Raw genomic sequence first — 22,793 nt, forward strand, 5'->3', positions numbered from 1 at the left:
AATACCTTAATCATTCAATAGTATTTCTGGATCAGAACGATAACTTGTCACTTGGAAACCAAGGGGGTTAAGCAATCGATCAGATGATTTCATAGGTGAACCAACATAAGTGTAGCCAATTGTTGCGATTTGGTGTTGTTTTGCTCCAGCAGCACCGGTGCTGTCATGTTGTTGGGTCGTAAAACGTACAGTTGCTTGACCGAGCCCATTAGGTTGGATTGATCGTACTTTAACTGTGATACGTGCTTTGTTAGACAGAACTTTATCCCGCGCATTTTCTCCTTCATAAATTTTTAAATATTCTTGTTGAACAGCTGCTGCGCTTAAAAGTGCTGTTGTGTCATAGTTCAGTTGAATGGTATCGTAGTCGTAAGTTTCGCGGTTAAGCACATATTGATTGAGCCAATATCTGTCTACAACTTCACCATAGCTGGTTTCATGTTCACGCATGATCGAGATAACATCAACTGCACCTGTTGCATTATCAACACGTAATACTAAAGGGGTGGGAGCTGGTTGAGAAAAACCGACAACTCCACATATCATACCAAATAAGCCAAAAAGACCAACAGCACCTGCTACACGCCATGCCGTCCTACGCGATCTTATAAACTCACTTATGAGATCACGTTCTAAACCTCGGCTTTCTTCATAATAACTATTTAATTGTTCGGCTTTCACTGGTTTTGTTTGTTTTGTTTTCATCTGTCTCCTCGCTTGATTTCGGCAGGGATTGTTTTATTAATGGGTACGCGGTTCCTATCATTTGGTTGCTTTAGTTTTGGTGCTAACGCACAAGCAGATAAAAGGTTTGTAATCAAAATTATAAAAACAATCAATTTCATTCTAACACTCATCTATTTTTTTACAATAAATAAAAGACTAATATTTTTATCATTATTATAATTTTGATAATAAAGTAAAGTGTATAGTTTGCGGTAAGTCCTCTTTTCTTAATTTCATTTTTTAGTTTATAAAAATAATCCAATCTTAGTGCAGATATTTTGGTGCTAACCACTCATTTGGTTGTGTGGCAACTAGGAAAAAATCATTTCTTTTAGGATTTAATTTTCCATAGATGTCCTAATGTAACGCCTTTTGCTAAAGCATTGGCTATGCTTGACAATTTAAACAACAGCACTGTGGAGATAATGGACAAGATGAGAACACCACCAAGCGCATAACTCACATTCTGATTGCCATCAAATTTAAAATCTGCCACGTAATTTGCAAAGATATTCATTAATAAACTAGACATGGTTGCTAGGAACACAAGGAAAATTGTATAGCTTAAGATTTGTGCTATCCATTGCTCAAAAAAGCGATAGGTTGGTTGCCAAAGCAAAGAAATGATGAAGAACGGTCCGAGTCCGATAAGAAGTGTAATTGCAATGTTTGCCAACAAGATGAGTGCACCACCGACGGCAGTAAGGAAGCTTGTTGCAAGCAAGATAAGAATGCCAAAGAGACCATAAAGGACCCCATCAGCTTCTAAGAAAGCAGCTTCTTCGAAAGCTTTGCTTGCACATTCAAATCCTTTCTCAGCAACCTTGTCGATTAGCTGAGCTAATTGACTTCTGTTCTGAGGATTGTCCACAAGTGCTTCTACTAAATCATCGGGTGTGTTCATTATAAGGTCTTTGATTTCGTATTGATAAAGCCCTGCAGTAAGTGCAATAGAAGTAATAATACTTATTCGGAAGCAACGGTTCACAAGTCCAGCGAGAGGCATATCTATTGCACCACGAATAACCAGCCATCCATATATGATGAAACTGATAGTGAGACCGATTGATGCGATGGGGGTGATTGCAACGATTGCTTTTGATGAAATATCCATGACATATGTGTCTGTTACGCGATCAATTTCATTGAACAGTTGTGAGAACATTTTGAAGCTCATGGTATTTTTCTTTCACGAATTTTCATTGTTTTGAAATAGGGGTGTATGTGTAGTTTTTTATATTTATGCGATTTATCAAAAGCATTTTTGGCTATGAAATTGTTCAAAGTTTTCTACATATTTTTTAGTGTATCGAGATGGATTGGGAATGATGTCTTCATTTTTTCCATGATCTAAAGAAAGTTTATGATATAATCCGTATAAAAGCTTATTGAATAGCACTAACGTATTTCACCTGTGGCATGCCTTTGTTCTGATGATGCAAAATCTTGATGTTGCGTTTATATTTCTGCTGGTGGATCAGTGCTTGCTCTGCATTACGTAAATGCGCAACCATTTGCAATTTTGTTTTTTCATTCTGAATCATGGCATGCATACTTTTAATGTGCGTGTGTATCTCGACAACAGCTCTCAAATCTTTTGTATCCTTAAGTGCCATTAAATATTGCGCGATTTGCAAAAAACGATTTTCTGTTTCTTCAAGAACTTGCAAACTTACAACTTTATCTATGATAGAAGCATATTGACTACGCAAATCAATAAGTGCGCGCATTTCATGGGTAGAGTTTGCGGAATACTCTTCTTGTTTTTTTATATCTGCAACCAATTGAGGAAATTTCGGATCAATTTCCATTTCTTTATTCACATCATAAATGTATTGTGGCTCCGTAAGTAGAAGATCTCCATCTTTCACGGTGGAGCTTCGCGTTTTAGAGCCCGTTATAGATTGGTGTATTTGTGTAATGTAGTGGAGTTGCGCTTTTGCTTCAGTAAGCTGTTTTTCTAATAACTCAATAATTTCAAGATTCCCTTTTGGTGAAGAAGTACTTTTCATCGATACAGGCGCATCTTGTTTTACAACACGCTCACCTTGACTTATAAATGCCAGAGCTAAACTTGGCATTTCAAAGAACATAATCATTCCTGTTATAATAAGAATCCTTTTCATCTGTCTCCTCGCTTGATTTCGGCAGGGATTGTTTTATTAATGGGTACGCGGTTCCTATCATTTGGTTGCTTTAGTTTTGGTGCTAACGCACAAGCAGATAAAAGGTTTGTAATCAAAATTATAAAAACAATCAATTTCATTCTAACACTCATCTATTTTTTTACAATAAATAAAAGACTAATATTTTTATCATTATTATAATTTTGATAATAAAGTAAAGTGTATAGTTTGCGGTAAGTCCTCTTTTCTTAATTTCATTTTTTAGTTTATAAAAATAATCCAATCTTAGTGCAGATATTTTGGTGCTAACCACTCATTTGGTTGTGTGGCAACTAGGAAAAAATCATTTCTTTTAGGATTTAATTTTCCATAGATGTCCTAATGTAACGCCTTTTGCTAAAGCATTGGCTATGCTTGACAATTTAAACAACAGCACTGTGGAGATAATGGACAAGATGAGAACACCACCAAGCGCATAACTCACATTCTGATTGCCATCAAATTTAAAATCTGCCACGTAATTTGCAAAGATATTCATTAATAAACTAGACATGGTTGCTAGGAACACAAGGAAAATTGTATAGCTTAAGATTTGTGCTATCCATTGCTCAAAAAAGCGATAGGTTGGTTGCCAAAGCAAAGAAATGATGAAGAACGGTCCGAGTCCGATAAGAAGTGTAATTGCAATGTTTGCCAACAAGATGAGTGCACCACCGACGGCAGTAAGGAAGCTTGTTGCAAGCAAGATAAGAATGCCAAAGAGACCATAAAGGACCCCATCAGCTTCTAAGAAAGCAGCTTCTTCGAAAGCTTTGCTTGCACATTCAAATCCTTTCTCAGCAACCTTGTCGATTAGCTGAGCTAATTGACTTCTGTTCTGAGGATTGTCCACAAGTGCTTCTACTAAATCATCGGGTGTGTTCATTATAAGGTCTTTGATTTCGTATTGATAAAGCCCTGCAGTAAGTGCAATAGAAGTAATAATACTTATTCGGAAGCAACGGTTCACAAGTCCAGCGAGAGGCATATCTATTGCACCACGAATAACCAGCCATCCATATATGATGAAACTGATAGTGAGACCGATTGATGCGATGGGGGTGATTGCAACGATTGCTTTTGATGAAATATCCATGACATATGTGTCTGTTACGCGATCAATTTCATTGAACAGTTGTGAGAACATTTTGAAGCTCATGGTATTTTTCTTTCACGAATTTTCATTGTTTTGAAATAGGGGTGTATGTGTAGTTTTTTATATTTATGCGATTTATCAAAAGCATTTTTGGCTATGAAATTGTTCAAAGTTTTCTACATATTTTTTAGTGTATCGAGATGGATTGGGAATGATGTCTTCATTTTTTCCATGATCTAAAGAAAGTTTATGATATAATCCGTATAAAAGCTTATTGAATAGCACTAACGTATTTCACCTGTGGCATGCCTTTGTTCTGATGATGCAAAATCTTGATGTTGCGTTTATATTTCTGCTGGTGGATCAGTGCTTGCTCTGCATTACGTAAATGCGCAACCATTTGCAATTTTATAGCCTCATTTTCGAAAATGGAAAGTGTACCTTCCATGTATGATTGTAATTCTACAACGGCTTTCAAATCCAACGGGCCTTCTATCATATGGAAAACATTTTCAATTTTTTTAAAACGACTTTCTGTTTCTCCAAAAACTTGCAAACTTACGGCTTTATCTACAATCGCTGCGTATTGACTACGCTTTTCGATAAATTGACGTGCTTCAGGAACTGAAAGATGGCTGAGATCTTGGCTCATAATAATATCTCCCATTGTAGTTGTTTTGGAAGTTATATTATTTTCTGAAAAACTGCTTTCTTTAAATCCACTTTTGCCGTAGATAAATTTTGGATTTTGAAAATAATAATTAATACCTATATTAGTTCTTGGTATGTTATCTCTACGAGATCCTGTTATGGATTGGTGTATTTTTATTGTTTCGTTAAGTTGCTTTTTTGTTGTGTCAAGTTGTTTATTTAAAATATCTAAAAATGATGATATAGGAGGGGGCGTTTTCTCTTCTTGTGGAAGCTCTCGCTTTTTTTCTGAAGGAGCTTTATTTTTATTTGTGCCCAGCCCAGATATTTTATTTCTACTTATGCCATGCTTAAATAGATCCCATGTATCCCAAAAACTTCCTCCCGGTTTGGATAAATCTGTGACTCCTGGAGTTATGATAGCCATTGCTGGGTTTTGAATCCCTAAAGCGACAGTTATTGCTATTAAAATAGTAGTTTTTTTCATGTTACTTTTCTCTTGATTATTTTATATATTCTAGAATATTTTTATTATAATTTTACTTTTGATTACAAATTATATAATTTTTAATTGTTTGTATTTTGGGGATTATTTTGTTCATTGAAAACTCATTGTGCAGTGTTAACATTTTTTTACGCTGTTGAATTTTTATTATCTAACTTTTGTGACAAAAAATTCTGCTATGACATTAATTTTTATAAGTGTTTAAATGTAATATTTTTACCAACAAATATATTCGCAGTATAATTTTAAAAAGAACATGATTAAGTTTATAAAATCCTTTTTCCAAATGTTTAATTTAGGTTCTTACATATGAGTTATTATTTTACTGATCTGTTGTAGATTACGTGGGTAAGCTACTAAATATACTTAATCAATAAGCTCAAATATAATTACTAGAAGAAGTGCAACAAAACACAAACAGAAAAAGCTGATAATACAAGAAAATTATCATAAAGTTTTCATCGTATAGATCGTATTATTGGCATTCCTTTATTTTCACTGTTAAGAATTTTCATATTACGTTTTTGTTTTTGTTGACTAATAAGTGCTCGTTCTGTATTGCGTGAATATGCAACCATTTGCAATTTTGTTGTTTCATTCTGGATCATGGCTAGCATGCCTTTTATGTGCGCCTGTAATTCAGCAATACTTTTTAAGTCGGTTGTTGTATTTATTTTTTTTAAGAGTTCTGAGATTTGGTTAAAACGATTTTCTGTTTCTTGAAAAGTTTGTAAACTTACAATTTTATCAATGGCGGTTGCATATTGGATACGTTTATTAATAGAATCGCGAGACTCACGAATAGAGACAGGAATTTCTTCTTCTTTTAAGACACTTTCAAGTGACTGAGATATAGCTAAATGGATGTTTTTATTGTAGATAATCTCTGGATTTTTAAGAAAAAAACTGCTGTGATCTGTTTGTAGCTCTGCAGGATTTTTAATATCAAATTGCCGATTTCCCGTTATTGATTGGTGTGTTTTTCTTGCTTGCTCAAGCTGTTGTTTTATCAGTTGTATAATTTCTATATAATACTGAGGCATAGAAGGCTTTTTAGATGAAGGCTTTTTAGGTGCTTTTCTTGAACTTCCCCAAGACAAAGAATTCGAAATCTCTTCTGCCAAAGTTGCGGTTCCAAGGCCAAAACTCCAAGCCATCGCTAAGCTTGGTGTTCCTAACATTATTGCTACTGCTATTGAAATGACTTGTTTCTTCATGTTTCCCTCCTGTCATTTTTTACGTGCTGTAAGAAAATTGGTAACCATATTGCTGGATCATCACCAACTTCTGTGATAATGCTTTCGACCAACTCTGCGTTATCAGGCGTACCTGATAACACCAAGAGTTCGTCACTAAAGTCATGTTCGATGGTTTTTCCATCGCTTGTTACATGGAATTTACCGAGATTTAGCTCTGCAAGTGCGGATTGGTCTCCCTGCTTAATGAGGAATTGGCGACTAAATTCACCAAGCCCTTTAACGAGTTCAAACTCAGTATCTGTTAATTTAAAGCCTTTTGTGTAATCTTCATAATTTGCTTTGGGATTGGCTAGAAAAATGTAAGTTGCACATTGTTGAATGAGTGTTTTGGCAATATTACTTTCCAAAGCATCGCTAGGCTCTTGTGTTGCGTAAACAAAAATACCATTTTGCTTACGGATAGTCTTTTGTTTATTTTTTGCCAAATCTTCAAAGTATGGGTCTTGCAACGGCTTCCAAAATTCATCAAAGATATACATAAACCGTTGTCCGGTAATCATGCCTTCTGTACGATAAAGTAAATACATCATCACTGGAGTACGAGTCTCTAGATTATCTAAGAATTCCGTGATATCAAAGCCGTAAATTTGATGTGTTGAAAGATCAAGAGCATCATGAGGATTATCAAACAACCATCCATAATCACCACCTTCACACCATTTTAGTAAGCGAGCGTGAACAGACGGGTGTGCGTTATAATCACTCAAATGTGGATTTGGTAAAAATTGCACCAGAAAAGACAAACGACGCAGCGATTGGTCAATGTTACTACTCATAACAGACATAACGGCTTTGTTAATTTCTTCCTCATCGTGATGTGTGATTTCGCCACCAGCTTCTGCTAATTTTTTAACAAATTGTTTTAAGAAAATCAGATTCTCTTGTGTGGGAGGGAGTTGAAATGGATTAAAGCCACTTGGCTTACCTGGCTTGAATGTCAGATATTTTCCATTCATCGCTCGGATGGCAATTTCCATACCACGATCTTTATCGAAAACAACAGTTGTTGGCTTAAATTTTTGCGCTTGTGCTAATAAAAAGCCGAGCAGCACAGTCTTACCAGATCCAGATTGTCCGATAAGTGCGGTGTTACCGAGTAATCGTTTATCGGTTGAATCCTCTTCAAGTCTGGAGGCATGAAAATTGAAATAAAGCGGCGTTTTACTGGTCGTTTTAAGAATTGTGACGGCTGGTCCCCACGGGTTACCTGTGGGTTTTCCTGACATAAAATTATGAAAAGATGAAAATGATAAAAAGTTCAGTGATGTAATTGGAGCAGGACGGGGCCTCCATTTCCAATTGCCAGGAAGTTGTGCCCAATAGCCAGCCTCTATCGCTAAATCTACAGGTTTAGGTAATACCGCAACGTCTAAGAGTGCTGCACTTGCTTTGGCCATATGGTCACGAACTTGTTGAATTGTATCACCATATATGGTTAATGTACAGTGATGCTCCCCCATAACAAAATGCCCACTGACAAGCTGATTGAGTGCTTCGTCAATTTGTTCAATTTGGCTCGTTGCTACATCTCGTGCATCAATAAGATTACGCTGATGTCGTTGTAAATAGTCTTTAGCAGCATGTCGGGAGAGCACAGAAAAACTCTGCGTCAATACAAATTCGAAATCACTTTCCAGCAAAACATTCAATTGTCCTGGTTTGGTTGTTGCGTCGTATTCCTTAATTTCCAGCATTCCAAATCGACGCATTCCACTGATTGTTCGCAGTTCACCAAGAGCACCCCATTTTGAGAAAAAAGGTCGATTGATAGACATATAGTCAGAAAAACGGTCATGGCAAATTGGCATAGGGCGATATTCGCCATTGACAAGCATTCCGAGGAATTCAAGTGCAGAAGAATAAGCATGGCCATTTTTTTCATAAGTACCAAGAAGTTCTGCACCATAATGCTTTAATGATTGGCCTAAAGTACGATTAATGTCATTGAGTTCTTTGATACATAAGTCTTGTCGCATCTTTTTTTGATCAAGCGTTTCGCGCTCATGTTGAGAAAAGAACGACATAATTTTATCTGCTATTGGTTGGAAAACGATAGTCAGATACAGATCGTTAACCATCAGATTATAACCAGTAAAGCTTTGTCGATATTTTTCATCAAGCTGATAGCAAAACATTTGATCAAATGTTGAATCAGGATACTCATAAACACGACGGCGTACAATATGCGTCCAAAATGATAAATTAGCCGATGCAATACCCCGTAGAGTATTATTAAACTCTTTTGTCCATTGAAAAATATCTTCTTCTGAAGCACTTTGATGCGAGCGTCCGTCAATTTTCCAAATTGACAAATATTCTGCATTCTTCGTAGAGATAATCGTATCTGTAATATGATGTGAATAGGGAAGGAACAGGCTTACAGGTGTCTCTGATGCGAGACGTTTGCTGCTTTCAACAGCTGTCATGCTTATCTCCTTTTACTATAATTAGAGGGACTATAACTCGATGCACCCCAAAAGCTTTTATTGCGATTGCGAAACTTGGTATCGATCCATAACCACCAGATACGAAATGCTTTGTCATCGTTTTTTGTAATTTGCGCCATAACGAACCATAATGGCGGGGCTATAATCCACAAAAAGATATTTATTGTCATAGCAATAACAGCGACCCCCATAACCATAACAATAAGCGGCATCATAGGGACACCCCACATTGTTGGAACACGTGTCGCTCCCTTGAATAATGGGAATGATTTCTGTTCTTGTGATTTCATGGAATGTCCTTGTTATTGGATGTTAAATAATATGTGGCTAATATAGAAGGCTGCACCAGCAATAATGACACTGAATGCCCACCGTATGAATGTAGATCTTGCAATGATGCGAAGTATATAAATAAGCAAAAGAAATAAAAGAATGATGGCAGCGGCAATAGGAATAACCATACTTAACCCATATTGCATCCCTATAAAAACATCTAAACTTCTTGTTTCCGTTTGAGCATATGCAGATTGAGTTATTAAGCACACAATTAAAACGATAACAATAATACTAATATTGTTGCACGTTTTTGCTTGAAGAATATTTAATTGCTTCATATCTTTTATTCCTATTTAAACTGAAGGTGTTATGAATAACATTTCCTTTTTGCAATATGTTGATATTATTGTTGGTGCAAACTTACACTCGGTAGATATGCTTAAAACATTCTGTATTTTATTGATTATGGTTGATTTCAATTAGGTTTGAATAACATTGCAACAAGTTGGGTTGCTGAGCCAGCAATGATAACGCCGATTGCCCACCGTATAAATGTATCTTTTCCGATGTAACGCCCTGCATAGCCAATTGCTAAGCACAAAAGGATGACGGCTGCAGCAACAGGAATAATGTTATTAATAAGATCGTCTCTTAGAGTCTCTAAAGCTGTTTTAGCCTTGCCTAGGTTTGCATATGCAGGATGCGTTATAAAAAAGGTACTTGTAGCTACAGAAATTGCAGCGATTCCATTTTTGGTTTTTAAGTGAAGATTACTTATTTGTTTCATATTTTTTATCTCGAGTAAAGACGTTATAAGCACACTTTATTTTTTTCAATATGTACTATCTTAATTGCTAAGGCATATATAAATTGACAAATATTTGAGAATATTATGTGCTATACTGGCACGTAGTTATTTTCATTTACCTGTGAATAAAAGCGTAGCAAGTTGGGTTGCCGAGCCAGCGATGATAACGCCAATTGCCCACCGTATAAATGTATCCTTTTCGATGTAGCGTCCCGCATAACCAATTGCTAGACATAAAAGTATAACGGCAGCGGCGAGAGGGATAATGTGGGTTGTAAGGTCTGTTTGGAGACCTTCTAAAGCTTTTTTAGCAGTATCTAGTTTTGCTTGTGCATATACAGGATGCGTTATAATAAAGGCACTTATAGCTGAAAAAAGTATGGTAATTTTATTGTTACTTTTTGATTGAAGATTAATGAATTTTTGCATGTTTTCCTCTTATTAATACTTTAAATCACATCTCATATATCCAATGTAAATAAAACCGTTATTGGTTTATTTATAACTGACGAATAACTTTACTTTTTATACAAACATTTTGTATTATATGTTTTCACAGTTAAATTTAGCCGGCTGCACCTGTGAATAACAGTTTAGCAAGTTGGGTCGCTGAGCCGGCAATGATAACGCCGATTGCCCATCGTATAAAAGTATCCTTTTCGATGTAGCGTCCTGCATAACCAATTGCTAAGCACAAAAGTATGACGGCAGCAGCGACAGGAATAATGTTTGCAATGAGGTCATCCCGTAAAGCCTCTAGCGCTGTTTTAGCTTTTCCTAAAGTTTGTTGGGCATATACAGGGGAACCCATAACGAATACAGCTATGAATGCAGAAATTGCGATAATTTTATTATTATTTTTCTGAAAGCTAATTAATTTCTTCATGTTATTTTTTCTCATTAAATTGTGGTTGGCATAAATATCTTTTTGCGGGACAAAAAATAATTTATCACACAATAAAATACTGAAATTTAAGTTTTTTCTTTTATGAGAGAAACATTTCATGGTTTAAATAATAAAGCAACAAGCTCACCTGCTGAACCTGCGATGATGACACCGATTGCCCACCGTACAAATGTATCTTTTTCAATATAACGTCCTGCATAACCAATTGCTAAGCCTAGAAGTATAACAGCAGCAGCGATTGGAATAATTCCAATCAATTCTGTCTTGAATTTATCTAAAGCATTTTTGGCATTTTCTAACTTTTGCGCTTGAGCATACACGGGATGTGCTAGAAAAAAAGCAGTCATTATTGTCACATTTGAGATGCTTGTATTAACTGCTCTTTGAAAGATATTTGATTGTTTCATATTTTTTACCCCAATTTAGATTACAGTTGATATGAATGCTTTATTTTTCTGATATGGCTTTTATTGATATAGATAAAATCTTTGAAATTTAGGTTTCTCTTTGAATAAAAAGATGTTTTATGGTTTTGTGAATAACATCCCCACAAGTTCAGCTGCTGAACCTGCGATGATGACACCGATTGCCCATCGTACAAATGTGTCTTTTTCGATGTAGCGTCCCGCATAACCAATTGCTAGGCATAAAAGTATAACGGCAGCTGCGATAGGGACAATCGTTGTTAATTCTTTTTGAAATTCGCCTAAAGCCTTTTTTGCATTTCCTAAACCTTGTGCTTGGGCCCATACAGGATGAGTCATAAAGAATGCAATTAAAGTTACAGAGATCTGAGTTGTTTTATTACGAACTATTGTTTGAAGAATATTTAATTGTTTCATGTTTTTCATCCTGATTAAGATTAAAACTCCCATAAATAACCCCTCGTTCATGAAGAAACTTAAAGAGATATTTGGGATCTGCCCAAGTCCTTAGTTTTCCTCTTTGTGTAAGAAGCGTATATTTATTTGGTTTTCCGGTGATTGGATCATCGGCAACAAACGTAAAATACCATTCCCTTTCCGAGCGCATCACAATTGTAATTTCTCGTGCTGCTTTCTGATTAAATGCTATATCAACGCTGTTCTGTTCTATCATTTTCATTTTTTTTGCCCTCAATTAGAAGAGATTTTATCTAATCTTACTAATTAGAGCTTTAATATTTCTTTATCTACTTTTCATTGTAATATCCTATCAAAATTTTAGTTTTAATTTGTGATAACATCAATCATCACTCTAGTTTTTTCTTAATGAAGAAGAATTCTCCGTTGCAAAAGCATCATGAGCGCTACTTGCTTTATGTGCAAATACATCTTCTAGTTCTTCTTTGGAAAGAGCTTCTGTCTTCGTTGTTTGTCTTTGTTCTCTTTCGTGAATTTCTATAGATTCTTGTGACGTTTGATCATTTACAAGATGAGAAGTTTTTACTTCAAAAAATGAAGAAATCTTCTGCATATAAAGGTTATTTAAATTTCCTATATTATAGAAATTTAGCGCGGACTGTAATGTATCCTCTTTAGAGTTATATACAAATGCTGTTGGTTCATAGTGGTAGGTTAAAGCGGTTTGTTTAGCTTTAGGATTTCTGCAAAAACCAAATGTGTCAAAAAGAAAAAATGATTTCACATCTCCGACGTCACTTTGTTTCAAGTTTACGTCAAAATTATGTTTACTTTGTTTAAACTGCTGATTTGTTGCGCTTCCTTTTCTAAATGAAAATGATTGACGGAATAATTTATTATTATCTGTTATATAAATATTATCCTGTTCTCTTTGTTCGATGAGAGCTGAAAATACTGGGCAGGGGGGGGTATTGGATATATATGCAGCAGCAAACATTGTGAAATCTGAGACAATCATCAGCAATACACCTTATTATGAAAAATTTTATGGATACAAATGCCAATTCTGTGTGGTGCTTTTTGTTTCCGTCTTTTGATTTTATAAATTTGCAGAATGGGATTGTTTAGCTCAGAATATTCTTTGTGATTATTGAACTGTTCTTTTCTAAGGAGATGTTTAATATATGCCAATATCCAACCATTGAGGTCAATGTGAGGGATAAAATAGGACACATTACGCCAACCAATATTATTGGACTTACGGAAAAAAGTGATGCTTTTAAGCAAGAATGATCGCTGAGATTTTAATGAAGGGACTTGTTTTATACAACTTTTTAGTTGCAAAAATCTTTTCAAAAAACATTTATACGAAGTAAAAAGCCATTGTACTTGAGGGGGTCTCTTATTCTCATAATAAATTACACTACCATTATAGGAAGAGGGCTTGTTCTTTGTCGCATATTGCCATAGTTTATAGAATGGCGATTTATATTTACCTTTGACTACTGACTCATGAGAGTCAGAGAGGTGTGATGGTGTTTGTGCACTGTACTTACCAGTTCTCATGATTGAACTGAAAAAATATACAGTGCTGGTAATTGATATACCAATAAACAGCTTTTTGTAGTTCAAAGCACATCTCCGTCAAAGTGATATATTTATCGTAATTTTAATTTCGATAACAAATAGACAAAAATCGTCTATAATTATGTTTAAAATATGGCAAAGAGTAGTTCTTTTTTGCAAGGGGAGTAATTAAGGTGAATGATCTCAAAAATATGAATTTTGATGAACTACAAGAGATGCGTACACAAATCGATGTGGAATTGAAAAAACGGCAAGCAAAGGAAAAGCAAAATGCGCGACGAAAAATTCTTGAAATTGCTAATGCCCATGGAATTGATATCGCTGATCTTGTAAATAAAGAGCGTCATTATCGAAATCCTAATAACCAATGGGAATTATGGAATGGGCGGGGACGTAGACCTAAGTGGATTAAAGAGTGGTTGGAAAATGGGTATACACTTGATGAACTAGAAGTAACATAACACATGTGCAATATTACAAGATAAGGGAATACTAAAAAATATGAATGCAAGAAGTATGCTCTTTTTGATCATTTGATATACAAAGATAATAAACGGATGTAGAGTATTGAGTGATCGAATAAAACGATAGGGAGCATGAACCAATGTATTTAAATGAAAAAGGTATTGTTGTAATAAATTGGCATCATCATTAAGTTTGCCAGCTTAAAATGCTGTAATTTTACTCTTAACATTTAATGGAATCACGTCCCTCATATAAAATAGAACGCTATTGTGCTGCACATGTGCGTGCTTTTTTAAGAGATATGTCTTAAAGCTCGTTACACCCATTTCATGTTGGAGCTCGTGCGGGATATAACGATAAAGCGCTACCAGGAAGGATATAAAGTTTAATAGAGCATTCTCATCTTTACACTTAATAAAAGAAAAAGCTGGCAGCATCTATACTGCGTCAGCTCTTGGATATTGTGACATTTTTTGGTGTTGTGAGAACTCTGTGTGCGAGAGCCCTTAGCACTTGGGAGTGTGAGGCTTTTTACGCTTTTTTTTTCGTGTTTTCACTCCCACGTTATTCCTGCTTATGACGTGTTAGAGTATGATTTTGGTTACTTCAATATATCGAGATTTGAAATGAGAGGGGTTAACAATATTCGGGGTTTCTTATTCAAGTTGAAAACGATAAATGATCCTTATAAATCAATGCATTGATTTTAAGAGGAGCATTTTACCTCCTTTTTTATAGTTTTACTGACGTTGCTTTTTTTAGTCTGTGCACATAAATGGGTTTTATTGATTCCTTACAAAAAGGATTGAAATGAGAAAATTGATTGCGTCAGGATTCTAATCCAATACGTAAAATGATAATTTTATCAATCAATATGTTGTTAAATTAATATCCTTATATTTTTGAAATAGGTTTTGTAGAACAAGAGTTTTATGTTTTTCATAGATTTTGTTTAGTCTTTTTTGTAAGACTATATATGTGAGACATTCACTTTATTTATTATTCGTATAGTAGATGTGAGTAAGTGTGTTGAAAATGGAAATTTTCTATGGCTAGTATGGGTTTTAATAGAATTTTATGACATATTTCTAAGTGTTTGTGATTAAAATATCATTGATATGCATGTATGTATCAGGAATAAAGAGTGCATTGAAAATGAAAAGATTGAGCATTTTTTATTTCTATCCGTTTTCTTTTATGGTGCAAAAATAGGGGTAATATGCAAGTTTACAATTATATGTGATGGTATAGAGTGCGGAACACTTTGTTGTATATCAGAGTTTTTGAAATTGTGGCATTTCCATATAAATTGAAGGATTTGTCGTAAAATAGAGCGCAACGGGATGCATTTGTGTTGCCAATTTACATGCTTTTTAAAAGAAACCTTTTCAATGTAACTAAGCTCATTTTATGACACTGCTCGTGAATAATATAACGTATAAGTTCTCCTATGATCATATAAAATCTATTGTGCACCACCATCTTTATTTTAGTAATAGGATGTAAGGTGGTACCGTTACGCACTTTGCCAATTTCTATGTTGCGGATAGCTTTTGCACTTGAGAGTGTTCATGAGAGGCTTTTTATTGCTTTCTTTAAATTGTTTTATCTATACGCCAATTCCGCTTGTGATGTGCAAAAGATATAATTTTGATTATTTCAATATATACAGATTTGAAATTAAGAGTATTTTACAAACTTCAGAGTTCTCATTCAATATGAGAACAATGAGTTATTATTATAAATAAAACTGTTATGTGCTAAAAAGCTTTGTTTATTTTGTTATGCTGTGAAAGAGCGTCCTTTGAGGTGTGGTGATACAACCTCCTTGAAATATTAAATGTTTTTTTCAGTGTGTTATGAATATTCTTAAAGGATGACTTGTTTATCGAGTCTTAATGTTTAAGTAAAATGCGTGAGAAAGAGGTCAAGGGAAACCTACTCGATAAAAATCCGGACTGTAAACAGATCAAGTCGAGAGGGATTTTTTTCTTCTTTGAGGTGTGTGAGGAAGTCAAAGGATGTAAAAAATGAAATGGTATGGATTTTTTCTTAAAGTGGAAAGCCGTGTAGGAGACGTGGGGCATTGGAGGTGAGTCCGGAAGCTTCTTGAATGAAATATTTTTTTATTTTTGGCGCTTGGTTGACAATTCCAAGACCGGTATCGCGCAGCATCCGTAAGAGAAGGTTATCGTTGGAGAAGAGTTTATTAAGCCAGTCATTGCTTAAAGCCATACGGACAATTTCAAAACGTCTCCAGCTTTGATAGCGCTCTAAAGCAGTGAGGGAGCCAATGTCAAGACCTAAACGTGCTGTTTCAATAATGACTTCAGCCAGTGCAGCGCTATCGCGTAATCCTAAATTTAGTCCTTGTCCTGCAATGGGGTGGATGGTATGGGCTGCATCACCAGCGAGGGCAAAACGTGGCTTAATACATTGACGTGTTAAAGAAAGGCTCAAAGCAAAAGCTTGACGTTCGCCATTCCAAGATAGTTTTCCTAATCGATGGCCGATGCGTCTTTCAAGTTCTGTTTCAAAAATAAGTGCATCCGCTTTGAGATAATATTGCGCAGTTTTATGGTCTTCATTCCACACAATAGCGGACCGGTTGCCTTTGAGAGGGAGAAGAGCGAAAGGGCCAGCAGGTAAAAAATGTTGAATTGCTTGACCATAATGGGGTTTTTCATGTTCAATTGTGCAGATAATTGCTGTTTGTTTGTAGGGATGAGAAAAGTTTTTAAGACCTGCTTTTTTGCGTAATTTCGAATGGGCTCCGTCAGCTGCAATAAGCAATTTTGTTTGCCAAACCTCTTCATTATTTAAAGTGACGGTTGTATGTTGATCTTCTTGATGAAAATCAATGACACGTGTGTTTGTAATAACAGGGATATTGAGATCTTTGACACGTTTTTTTAAAGTGTTGATGAGTTCTCTATGTTCTACCATAGCAGCAAAGGGTTCATTGGGGGTGATATCGCCTTCAAAGGTTAAAAGAGTGGGTTTGACAGGGTCATTTGTCCCTGTATCTGTGATGATCACTGAACGAATGGGTTGCGCATAGGGCTCTATAGGTTCCCAACATTGTAATTGTTTTAACATACGAATAGAAGCAGCAGTAAGGGCAATGGTTCGTATGTTAGAAGCAGGGGTATCTCCTTGTGGAGCAGCATCAACGATTTTTATTTTCAGATTAGGGGCTGTTTGCTTGAGTGCTATTGCTAGTGTTAAGCCGACAGCTGCTCCTCCCGCAATGAGGAGATCACATTGTTTGGTTTTATGGGATTTTATTTTTTTATTGGGTTGTACGTCTTTATTGCGATTAGAACACACAATACTTCTTCTTCCATTGTTTATAGTTTGCTTTCTTTTAAAAAGAATATCTTTTTACATTGCCTAAAATATCTTAACTTTTATTTTTCTTTCTGCTTTACAAGAACGAGGTTTCTTTTTGGCGCCAATCTGGTGACAGATTAGTTTTTCAGAGTTTTTTTGCTTAATCATTTATGTGATTCATCTTACAGATTTATCGGATAAGCTTTTTTGAATATCTTCTTCAATTCTTTTTACACTTGGTTGATAAAAAAGAAAACTAAAATTAAACAAAGAAGATATTGTATTTTTTAATTTGTATGAATGCTCTTTAATATGTTTGTCCCTCGAAGGGGTGCATTTAGTGCGTATGATAGATAAGGAAAAATGGGCTCATTAGTGATGGTTAAAACGGTATTAATCTTTTGCTATTAACATGATGTAGCGTAAAACATCTTCTGTTTAGGAGTGCATTATTATGTAAAACTTTACACATGAGGTGTTTTTTGGTTGATCGTGTTATAGATATTTAAAGTAGGGCTTTTTTTTCCGCCTTATGAAGTATTGTCCCTTAAGGTGTGGTATATGAACGATATGAAATGGTTAGAAGGTAGAATCTGCTAGATAAGAAGCTGGATTGTTTACAGATTGGCGCTGAGTTTAAGCTTCGTCTTTTTTTAAGAGGGAGGAAGGTATAACTCTTTCAATATAAAAGTTTTGTATTTGGAATTGATGGATGCACCGAAGTTCTTCTCCTTATGATTCATTAGAAGCACGAAATTCTCAAGGTTTTCGGCTTATTGAAATGTTCTTACGCCAGATTGGCGTTTTCATTGGGCTTGGGCTTTTGGGCTTTATTATTTTTTGTGTATTTGCTTTGGCAACTTGGAATGTTGCGGACCCATCTTTAACCCATGCAAATACCAATGAGGTGACAAACCTTATGGGGTGGTTGGGTGCGATTTTTTCAGATTTTATTATGCAGTTTTTTGGCTTGGCAAGTCTTGCTGTTTTATTGCCGCCATTATTTTGGTCTTTTCTTTTGTTGGCACAAAAGAATATCTACAATTTGCCTTGGCGCTTTTTTTTGTGGATGGTATCAACGATTTGTTTTTTAATTGCCTTTTCCCTTATGACGCCTATTGCTTCTTTTACTTATTGGCCATTGCCAATGGGCTTGGGAGGGGTTTTAGGCGATAAAGCTTTAAGTGTTGCTTCTTCAATCTTTCCTTTTCTTCTTTCTCCACTTTACACTGTGTGCTTCAGTATTGTTTTTATTCTTTTAGGTTTTTTTATCGCTGCTTTTGCTGGCAATGTGATATGGCGGCGTCAAACAAAGAAAAGAAAAGAAAAAAGCATACCCAAAAACGAAATCATTCATCCAATTTTTGAGGAGGAAGAAGATACGGAACATGCTGCAGAGGATGATCGTGTGTCACACGGTTTTTTTGTGACAACTCTTGGCGCTATTTTACATCTTTTTTATTTTTTACAAGCGCATTTTTTTCGCCTTTTTTGTTTCAAGAAGCGTTCTCAGAGTAAGAAACGAGGAAAGCCATTTGATCGGATTGAACCAACTTTTTTGGATGAAAAAGAAAAGTGTGAGGAAAATGAAATTTCTCCTGTTAAAAGTCGAAAGCGTTTAACCGCTTCTTCAAATGGTGGTTTTGTTCTTCCACTTTTAGATTATCTTTCGGTTGCACCACCATCTGTTAGGGATGCAAAACTTTCACCTGCTTCTTTAAAAGCAAATTCTCAGGAACTTGAAGGGGTTTTGTTAGATTTTGGGGTCAAAGGGAAAATTATAGATGCCTGTCCTGGACCGGTGGTTACTTTATATGAATTTGAACCGGCTGCTGGCATTAAGTCTTCTCGTATCATCAGTCTAGCAGATGATATTGCGCGCTCGATGCGTGCGATTTCTGCTCGTGTTGCTGTGGTTCCAGGGCGCAATGTGATTGGAATAGAATTGCCCAATGCAAAGCGTGAGATGGTTTATTTAAGAGAAATTGTGCAAGCGCAGGAGTTTATTGAAAGCAAAGCAAAATTAGGGCTTGCTTTGGGCAAGACAATTGGGGGAGAAGCTGTTATTGCGGATTTAGCAAAAATGCCTCATCTTTTGGTTGCTGGTACAACAGGATCAGGAAAGTCTGTTGCTATCAATACAATGATTTTATCTCTGCTTTATCGGATGACACCTGAACAATGTCGCCTCATTATGGTGGATCCCAAAATGCTTGAACTTTCGGTTTATGATGGCATTCCTCATTTATTAACACCGGTGGTGACAGATCCTAAAAAAGCCGTCATTGCTTTAAAGTGGGCTGTTCGTGAAATGGAAGAGCGCTATAGTAAAATGTCCAAACTTGGCGTTCGCAATATCGATGGGTTTAATGCACGTCTCAAGGAGTCAGAAGGTCAAGGAGAGACAATGGTGCGTACAATTCAAGTTGGCTTTGATCATGAGACAGGTGAGCCTCTTTATGAAACGGAAACGCTTGATTTTAGTCCTATGCCCTATATTGTTGTCATTATTGATGAAATGGCTGATTTAATGATGGTTGCTGGTAAAGATATTGAAGGGGCGGTTCAACGCTTAGCGCAAATGGCGCGCGCCGCTGGTATCCATGTGATTATGGCAACACAGCGTCCTTCTGTTGATGTTATTACTGGGACGATTAAAGCCAATTTTCCTACACGCATTTCTTTTTCAGTGAGTTCAAAAATTGATAGCCGAACAATTCTAGGCGAACAAGGTGCCGAACAACTCTTGGGGCAGGGAGATATGCTCTTCATGATGGGAGGAGGACGTATTCAGCGTGTGCATGGACCTTTTGTCGCGGATGATGAAGTGGAGCAGGTTGTTGCGCATCTCAAAGCGCAAGCACGACCTGATTATTTGGAAACAATTACACAAGAAGTTGAAGAGGATGATGCTGATGTTTCTTTGGCTTCTCCTTCAGAAGATGATCCCTATAGTCAAGCTGTTGCTATTGTTCTTCGTGACCGTAAGGCTTCGATTTCTTATATTCAACGCCGTTTAGGCATTGGTTATAACCGTGCTGCAACATTGATTGAGAGAATGGAAGAAGAAGGGATTATTAGTCCAGCAAATCATGCAGGGAAACGAGAAATTTTAGTTCCTGCTGAAGAAGAACGCTTTTGAAAAATCTTGATAAGCGTTTTTTAATAATATCTTATAAAAATAGGTGGTTATCCTACTCTGCCGTAAAAAGTTGATATCATCATACATTGTTCCAGTCCTTGGTATTTGAGACAATTCATAAGAAGTATTTTTATTCTTTAGCTTATTAATTTTTATCCATATGTCGGCCTTGCTTGTGATATGTAAGCCAATGATTTAAATTGATTCAATATGAGATAAGTATATGGTGAGAAAATCTTACGGTATTTGACATTATGATTCACGGTGAAAAATGATAATTTACCATTATAAATCAAGGTATAGATGTGAAATAATGTCATGTGAGGTGCTGTAGTATAAAAGTATGCAAGGCTTGATATATTAAGTGTTTTTTAAAGGCTGTATTGAATATTTAAGGTAGGGGTTATCAGCTTTATGTAAGGTGAAGCATATGGGGTGAGAAGCCAAGGGGAACCTACTAAAATCCAAACTGTTTATAGATCTGATCGGGTGAGGACTTTTATTCTTTTTGGTGAAGTCAAAAAACCTTTTTGTTTCTGAAAAGAGTTTTCAGATTCGCAAAGTACTATGTTTCGTCCTTCATTGGTTCCGTGTATTGCCTATAATCTATGTTGCTTCACAGATTATGAGTGGGAAAAAATATATTATGCGTTGAGCAAATTAGCAGAAAAGTAGGAATTTTGGTCCTTTGGGGAGGCTTAAAGGCAGATTGTTTCTTTGGAAACAATACCGCAAACGGTTAAAGAATATAAGACGGATGTTTTGGGGGGCTTCTTCTTGAGCAGATGATTATTGTCAAGCTGTTGCTGTTGTGCTTTGTGATGATTAGGCTTCAAATGCTTATATTCAACACTGTTTAGGCATTGCTTATAATTCGTGCGGCGACATTGATTGAGGGAATGGAAGAAGAAGGCATCATTGGTTCAGCAAATTATGCGGGAAAACGGGAATTTTGTGGGGGGACTTTTGGAGAAGAATACTTTTAAAAATCTTTTGATAGTTTTTTCAAATAATATCTTATATCTTATAAAGCAGGGTATTTATTCATCATTTGTTGTTTATGATAAAGCCAATTAAGTATTGCTTGGGAGCATTTTTATGAAAACGTCTTTTTTGTCGCAAAGAAGAGTCTTTGGGTTTGTGGGGATTATTGTCTTTTGGTGTTTAACTTTTCCTGCTTTTTCGCAAGCCTCTAATAAAGTGGCAAAGGCGCAGAATGTTGTGAACCACTTTGCGGCAATCAAAACAATGACAGGTGATTTTATTCAATTTAGTCCAAAGGGAAAGATGTCTCAAGGAACGTTTTATCTAGAGCGTCCAGGGAAAATTCGTTTTATTTACAAGAAAATGCCTTTACAGATTATTGCAGATGGTCAATTTGTGGGCATTAACAATCGAGCTTTGAATACTTGGAACTTTTCCCAACTTTCGCAAACGCCAATGAAATTTCTGTTGGATGATAAAATTGACGTATCTTCTGGGCGTTTGTTGGCCTTTCGTGAAGATCCTGGGGCCGTGACGATTGTTTTGCGTGATCAAACAATTGGGGTAGGGCAAATAAGGATGGTTTTTGATTCTCAAGGTTCTGCTTTGCGGCAGTGGACAATTGTTGACCAACAAAATTTGGAAACTACTGTGCAGATTATGAATGTGCAGACAGATGTTCGATTCGCTAATGGAATGTTTAAACTTCCTTCGCAGAAATGAAGAAATAGTGTCACGTCATTGAGATTAAAACAGATGTTTTTTCGTATTGCGACTTGGAATATTAACTCTATTCGTTTGCGTCTTGCACAGGTTTTTCAGTATTTGGAACTCTTTCCTACAGATGTATTGTGTCTACAGGAAACAAAATGTCCAGATGCTTTATTTCCAGTGAGGGACTTTGAGGCAGCAGGATATAAGCATATCGCATTGAGTGGACAAAAATCTTATAACGGGGTGGCTATTGTTTCTCGTTTACCTTTTAAAAAGGTAAAAAAGCGTTTTTTTTGTCAAAATCAAGATTGCCGCTATATCTCAGTAATTGTGGAAGTCCATGGGAGAATCTTGCGGATTCATAATTTTTATGTTCCAGCTGGGGGAGATATTCCTGACGCTGATGTGAATGAAAAATTTCGTCATAAGCTTGATTTTTTAGAGGAAATGTCTCTTATCCGCGCAGATCAGGAAAAGGGGATATCTTCTCTTTTGCTGGGCGATTTGAATATTGCTCCTTTGGCAGAGGATGTTTGGTCTCATCAGCAATTGTTGAAGGTTGTAAGCCATACCCCCATTGAAACTGAGCGTTTACAGGATTTGTGTTGTCAAGGCGGGTGGGTTGATCTTATGCGGTTGCATATTCCTGTTCCTACTAAACTTTACACATGGTGGAGTTATCGTGCACGCAATTGGGCGCTTACGGATTACGGACGGCGGCTTGACCATGTTTGGTCCTCTCCAGATTTAGCGCCTTTTGTGGCGGATCTTGCAACTTTTCGTGATGCGCGCGGATGGGAACGTCCTTCAGATCATATTCCTGTGCAAACTGTATTTGATTTTTCACGTCAAGTTTGAAATAAGAGGTAAATAAAGTATTAATATT

General features: G+C 36.1%; 24 protein-coding genes. 5 read left to right on the forward strand and 19 right to left on the reverse strand.

Annotated elements, in window-relative coordinates:
• Positions 1-6: 6 nt before the first annotated feature.
• From ACFIMQ_RS01235 to ACFIMQ_RS01320, 18 genes are all read right to left on the reverse strand, one after another.
• Positions 7-705, reverse strand: a complete 699-nt coding sequence (locus ACFIMQ_RS01235) for a virB8 family protein (protein ID WP_375608478.1) — start codon at positions 703-705, stop codon at positions 7-9.
• Positions 702-845: a TrwH protein gene (locus ACFIMQ_RS01240; RefSeq protein ID WP_375703223.1), complete on the reverse strand. Its 144-nt coding sequence runs from the start codon at positions 843-845 to the stop codon at positions 702-704. The genes ACFIMQ_RS01235 and ACFIMQ_RS01240 overlap by 4 nt, the downstream gene beginning before the upstream one ends.
• Positions 846-1,057: 212 nt before the next feature.
• Positions 1,058-1,903, reverse strand: coding sequence for a type IV secretion system protein (locus ACFIMQ_RS01245; protein ID WP_375703224.1), 846 nt, complete (start codon positions 1,901-1,903; stop codon positions 1,058-1,060).
• Between the two features lie 208 nt (positions 1,904-2,111).
• On the reverse strand, positions 2,112-2,852 hold the full coding sequence (locus tag ACFIMQ_RS01250; protein WP_375703225.1) for a type IV secretion system protein: 741 nt from the start codon (positions 2,850-2,852) through the stop codon (positions 2,112-2,114).
• On the reverse strand, positions 2,849-2,992 hold the full coding sequence (locus ACFIMQ_RS01255; protein ID WP_375703223.1) for a TrwH protein: 144 nt from the start codon (positions 2,990-2,992) through the stop codon (positions 2,849-2,851). The genes ACFIMQ_RS01250 and ACFIMQ_RS01255 overlap by 4 nt, the downstream gene beginning before the upstream one ends.
• A 212-nt stretch (positions 2,993-3,204) precedes the next feature.
• Complete coding sequence (locus tag ACFIMQ_RS01260) at positions 3,205-4,050, reverse strand: type IV secretion system protein (RefSeq protein ID WP_375703224.1); 846 nt, start codon at positions 4,048-4,050, stop codon at positions 3,205-3,207.
• 208 nt (positions 4,051-4,258) lie between these two features.
• Positions 4,259-5,125 (reverse strand): type IV secretion system protein, encoded by an 867-nt coding sequence (locus ACFIMQ_RS01265; protein WP_375703226.1) that lies wholly within the window; start codon positions 5,123-5,125, stop codon positions 4,259-4,261.
• 476 nt (positions 5,126-5,601) lie between these two features.
• Complete coding sequence (locus tag ACFIMQ_RS01270) at positions 5,602-6,360, reverse strand: type IV secretion system protein (protein ID WP_375703227.1); 759 nt, start codon at positions 6,358-6,360, stop codon at positions 5,602-5,604.
• Positions 6,357-8,828, reverse strand: coding sequence for a VirB4 family type IV secretion/conjugal transfer ATPase (locus ACFIMQ_RS01275; RefSeq protein WP_375703228.1), 2,472 nt, complete (start codon positions 8,826-8,828; stop codon positions 6,357-6,359). The genes ACFIMQ_RS01270 and ACFIMQ_RS01275 overlap by 4 nt, the downstream gene beginning before the upstream one ends.
• A 2-nt stretch (positions 8,829-8,830) precedes the next feature.
• Positions 8,831-9,139 carry a type IV secretion system protein VirB3 gene (locus tag ACFIMQ_RS01280; protein ID WP_375608584.1) on the reverse strand — a complete coding sequence of 103 codons (309 nt, stop codon included), beginning with the start codon at positions 9,137-9,139 and terminating at the stop codon, positions 8,831-8,833.
• Positions 9,140-9,151: 12 nt separating this feature from the next.
• The gene (locus tag ACFIMQ_RS01285; protein ID WP_375703229.1) at positions 9,152-9,463 is read right to left on the reverse strand and encodes a conjugal transfer protein; all 312 of its coding nucleotides are present in this window, start codon (positions 9,461-9,463) and stop codon (positions 9,152-9,154) included.
• 137 nt (positions 9,464-9,600) lie between these two features.
• Positions 9,601-9,912, reverse strand: a complete 312-nt coding sequence (gene trwL / locus ACFIMQ_RS01290) for a VirB2 family type IV secretion system major pilin TrwL (RefSeq protein ID WP_375703230.1) — start codon at positions 9,910-9,912, stop codon at positions 9,601-9,603.
• Between the two features lie 132 nt (positions 9,913-10,044).
• A complete protein-coding gene (gene trwL / locus ACFIMQ_RS01295; RefSeq protein ID WP_375703231.1) occupies positions 10,045-10,362 on the reverse strand; it encodes a VirB2 family type IV secretion system major pilin TrwL in 318 nt (105 codons plus the stop codon).
• Positions 10,363-10,498: 136 nt separating this feature from the next.
• Positions 10,499-10,819 carry a VirB2 family type IV secretion system major pilin TrwL gene (gene trwL / locus ACFIMQ_RS01300; protein ID WP_375703232.1) on the reverse strand — a complete coding sequence of 107 codons (321 nt, stop codon included), beginning with the start codon at positions 10,817-10,819 and terminating at the stop codon, positions 10,499-10,501.
• 116 nt (positions 10,820-10,935) lie between these two features.
• Entirely contained in the window at positions 10,936-11,247 is a 312-nt protein-coding gene (gene trwL, locus ACFIMQ_RS01305; RefSeq protein ID WP_375703233.1) for a VirB2 family type IV secretion system major pilin TrwL, read from the reverse strand.
• A 117-nt stretch (positions 11,248-11,364) separates the two neighbouring features.
• Positions 11,365-11,682 carry a VirB2 family type IV secretion system major pilin TrwL gene (trwL, locus tag ACFIMQ_RS01310; RefSeq protein ID WP_375703234.1) on the reverse strand — a complete coding sequence of 106 codons (318 nt, stop codon included), beginning with the start codon at positions 11,680-11,682 and terminating at the stop codon, positions 11,365-11,367.
• A complete protein-coding gene (gene korA, locus ACFIMQ_RS01315) occupies positions 11,645-11,944 on the reverse strand; it encodes a KorA family transcriptional regulator (RefSeq protein ID WP_375703235.1) in 300 nt (99 codons plus the stop codon). Before korA ends, trwL (ACFIMQ_RS01310) begins: the two co-directional genes overlap by 38 nt.
• A gap of 132 nt (positions 11,945-12,076) precedes the next feature.
• Positions 12,077-12,700, reverse strand: coding sequence for a hypothetical protein (locus ACFIMQ_RS01320; RefSeq protein WP_375703236.1), 624 nt, complete (start codon positions 12,698-12,700; stop codon positions 12,077-12,079).
• A gap of 742 nt (positions 12,701-13,442) precedes the next feature.
• Between ACFIMQ_RS01320 and ACFIMQ_RS01325 the strand changes: the two genes are divergently transcribed.
• A complete protein-coding gene (locus tag ACFIMQ_RS01325) occupies positions 13,443-13,730 on the forward strand; it encodes an H-NS family nucleoid-associated regulatory protein (protein ID WP_375608594.1) in 288 nt (95 codons plus the stop codon).
• A 2,056-nt stretch (positions 13,731-15,786) separates the two neighbouring features.
• Here the strand turns inward: ACFIMQ_RS01325 and ACFIMQ_RS01330 are convergent.
• Positions 15,787-17,064 (reverse strand): ubiquinone biosynthesis hydroxylase, encoded by a 1,278-nt coding sequence (locus ACFIMQ_RS01330; RefSeq protein ID WP_375615771.1) that lies wholly within the window; start codon positions 17,062-17,064, stop codon positions 15,787-15,789.
• A 715-nt stretch (positions 17,065-17,779) separates the two neighbouring features.
• Between ACFIMQ_RS01330 and ACFIMQ_RS01335 the strand changes: the two genes are divergently transcribed.
• The 4 genes from ACFIMQ_RS01335 (at position 17,780) to ACFIMQ_RS01350 (ending at position 22,765) form a co-directional block, all read left to right on the forward strand.
• Positions 17,780-20,209 carry a DNA translocase FtsK gene (locus ACFIMQ_RS01335; RefSeq protein WP_375703237.1) on the forward strand — a complete coding sequence of 810 codons (2,430 nt, stop codon included), beginning with the start codon at positions 17,780-17,782 and terminating at the stop codon, positions 20,207-20,209.
• Positions 20,210-21,072: 863 nt separating this feature from the next.
• Entirely contained in the window at positions 21,073-21,195 is a 123-nt protein-coding gene (locus tag ACFIMQ_RS01340; RefSeq protein ID WP_375703238.1) for a hypothetical protein, read from the forward strand.
• A gap of 112 nt (positions 21,196-21,307) precedes the next feature.
• A complete protein-coding gene (locus tag ACFIMQ_RS01345; RefSeq protein ID WP_375615773.1) occupies positions 21,308-21,916 on the forward strand; it encodes an outer membrane lipoprotein carrier protein LolA in 609 nt (202 codons plus the stop codon).
• A 33-nt stretch (positions 21,917-21,949) separates the two neighbouring features.
• Positions 21,950-22,765, forward strand: a complete 816-nt coding sequence (locus ACFIMQ_RS01350; RefSeq protein ID WP_375615774.1) for an exodeoxyribonuclease III — start codon at positions 21,950-21,952, stop codon at positions 22,763-22,765.
• Positions 22,766-22,793 lie beyond the last annotated feature (28 nt).

The organism is Bartonella sp. AD13SXNS, from assembly GCF_042196465.1.
In the GTDB taxonomy this organism is placed as follows: domain Bacteria; phylum Pseudomonadota; class Alphaproteobacteria; order Rhizobiales; family Rhizobiaceae; genus Bartonella.

Coding starts and splice junctions, on each gene's coding strand:
- ACFIMQ_RS01235 (WP_375608478.1), bottom strand. CDS start 705: ATGAAAACAAAACAAACAAAACCAGTGAAAGCCGAACAATTAAATAGT.
- ACFIMQ_RS01240 (WP_375703223.1), bottom strand. CDS start 845: ATGAAATTGATTGTTTTTATAATTTTGATTACAAACCTTTTATCTGCT.
- ACFIMQ_RS01245 (WP_375703224.1), bottom strand. CDS start 1,903: ATGAGCTTCAAAATGTTCTCACAACTGTTCAATGAAATTGATCGCGTA.
- ACFIMQ_RS01250 (WP_375703225.1), bottom strand. CDS start 2,852: ATGAAAAGGATTCTTATTATAACAGGAATGATTATGTTCTTTGAAATG.
- ACFIMQ_RS01255 (WP_375703223.1), bottom strand. CDS start 2,992: ATGAAATTGATTGTTTTTATAATTTTGATTACAAACCTTTTATCTGCT.
- ACFIMQ_RS01260 (WP_375703224.1), bottom strand. CDS start 4,050: ATGAGCTTCAAAATGTTCTCACAACTGTTCAATGAAATTGATCGCGTA.
- ACFIMQ_RS01265 (WP_375703226.1), bottom strand. CDS start 5,125: ATGAAAAAAACTACTATTTTAATAGCAATAACTGTCGCTTTAGGGATT.
- ACFIMQ_RS01270 (WP_375703227.1), bottom strand. CDS start 6,360: ATGAAGAAACAAGTCATTTCAATAGCAGTAGCAATAATGTTAGGAACA.
- ACFIMQ_RS01275 (WP_375703228.1), bottom strand. CDS start 8,828: ATGACAGCTGTTGAAAGCAGCAAACGTCTCGCATCAGAGACACCTGTA.
- ACFIMQ_RS01280 (WP_375608584.1), bottom strand. CDS start 9,139: ATGAAATCACAAGAACAGAAATCATTCCCATTATTCAAGGGAGCGACA.
- ACFIMQ_RS01285 (WP_375703229.1), bottom strand. CDS start 9,463: ATGAAGCAATTAAATATTCTTCAAGCAAAAACGTGCAACAATATTAGT.
- trwL (WP_375703230.1), bottom strand. CDS start 9,912: ATGAAACAAATAAGTAATCTTCACTTAAAAACCAAAAATGGAATCGCT.
- trwL (WP_375703231.1), bottom strand. CDS start 10,362: ATGCAAAAATTCATTAATCTTCAATCAAAAAGTAACAATAAAATTACC.
- trwL (WP_375703232.1), bottom strand. CDS start 10,819: ATGAAGAAATTAATTAGCTTTCAGAAAAATAATAATAAAATTATCGCA.
- trwL (WP_375703233.1), bottom strand. CDS start 11,247: ATGAAACAATCAAATATCTTTCAAAGAGCAGTTAATACAAGCATCTCA.
- trwL (WP_375703234.1), bottom strand. CDS start 11,682: ATGAAACAATTAAATATTCTTCAAACAATAGTTCGTAATAAAACAACT.
- korA (WP_375703235.1), bottom strand. CDS start 11,944: ATGAAAATGATAGAACAGAACAGCGTTGATATAGCATTTAATCAGAAA.
- ACFIMQ_RS01320 (WP_375703236.1), bottom strand. CDS start 12,700: ATGATTGTCTCAGATTTCACAATGTTTGCTGCTGCATATATATCCAAT.
- ACFIMQ_RS01335 (WP_375703237.1), top strand. CDS start 17,780: ATGCACCGAAGTTCTTCTCCTTATGATTCATTAGAAGCACGAAATTCT.
- ACFIMQ_RS01345 (WP_375615773.1), top strand. CDS start 21,308: ATGAAAACGTCTTTTTTGTCGCAAAGAAGAGTCTTTGGGTTTGTGGGG.
- ACFIMQ_RS01350 (WP_375615774.1), top strand. CDS start 21,950: ATGTTTTTTCGTATTGCGACTTGGAATATTAACTCTATTCGTTTGCGT.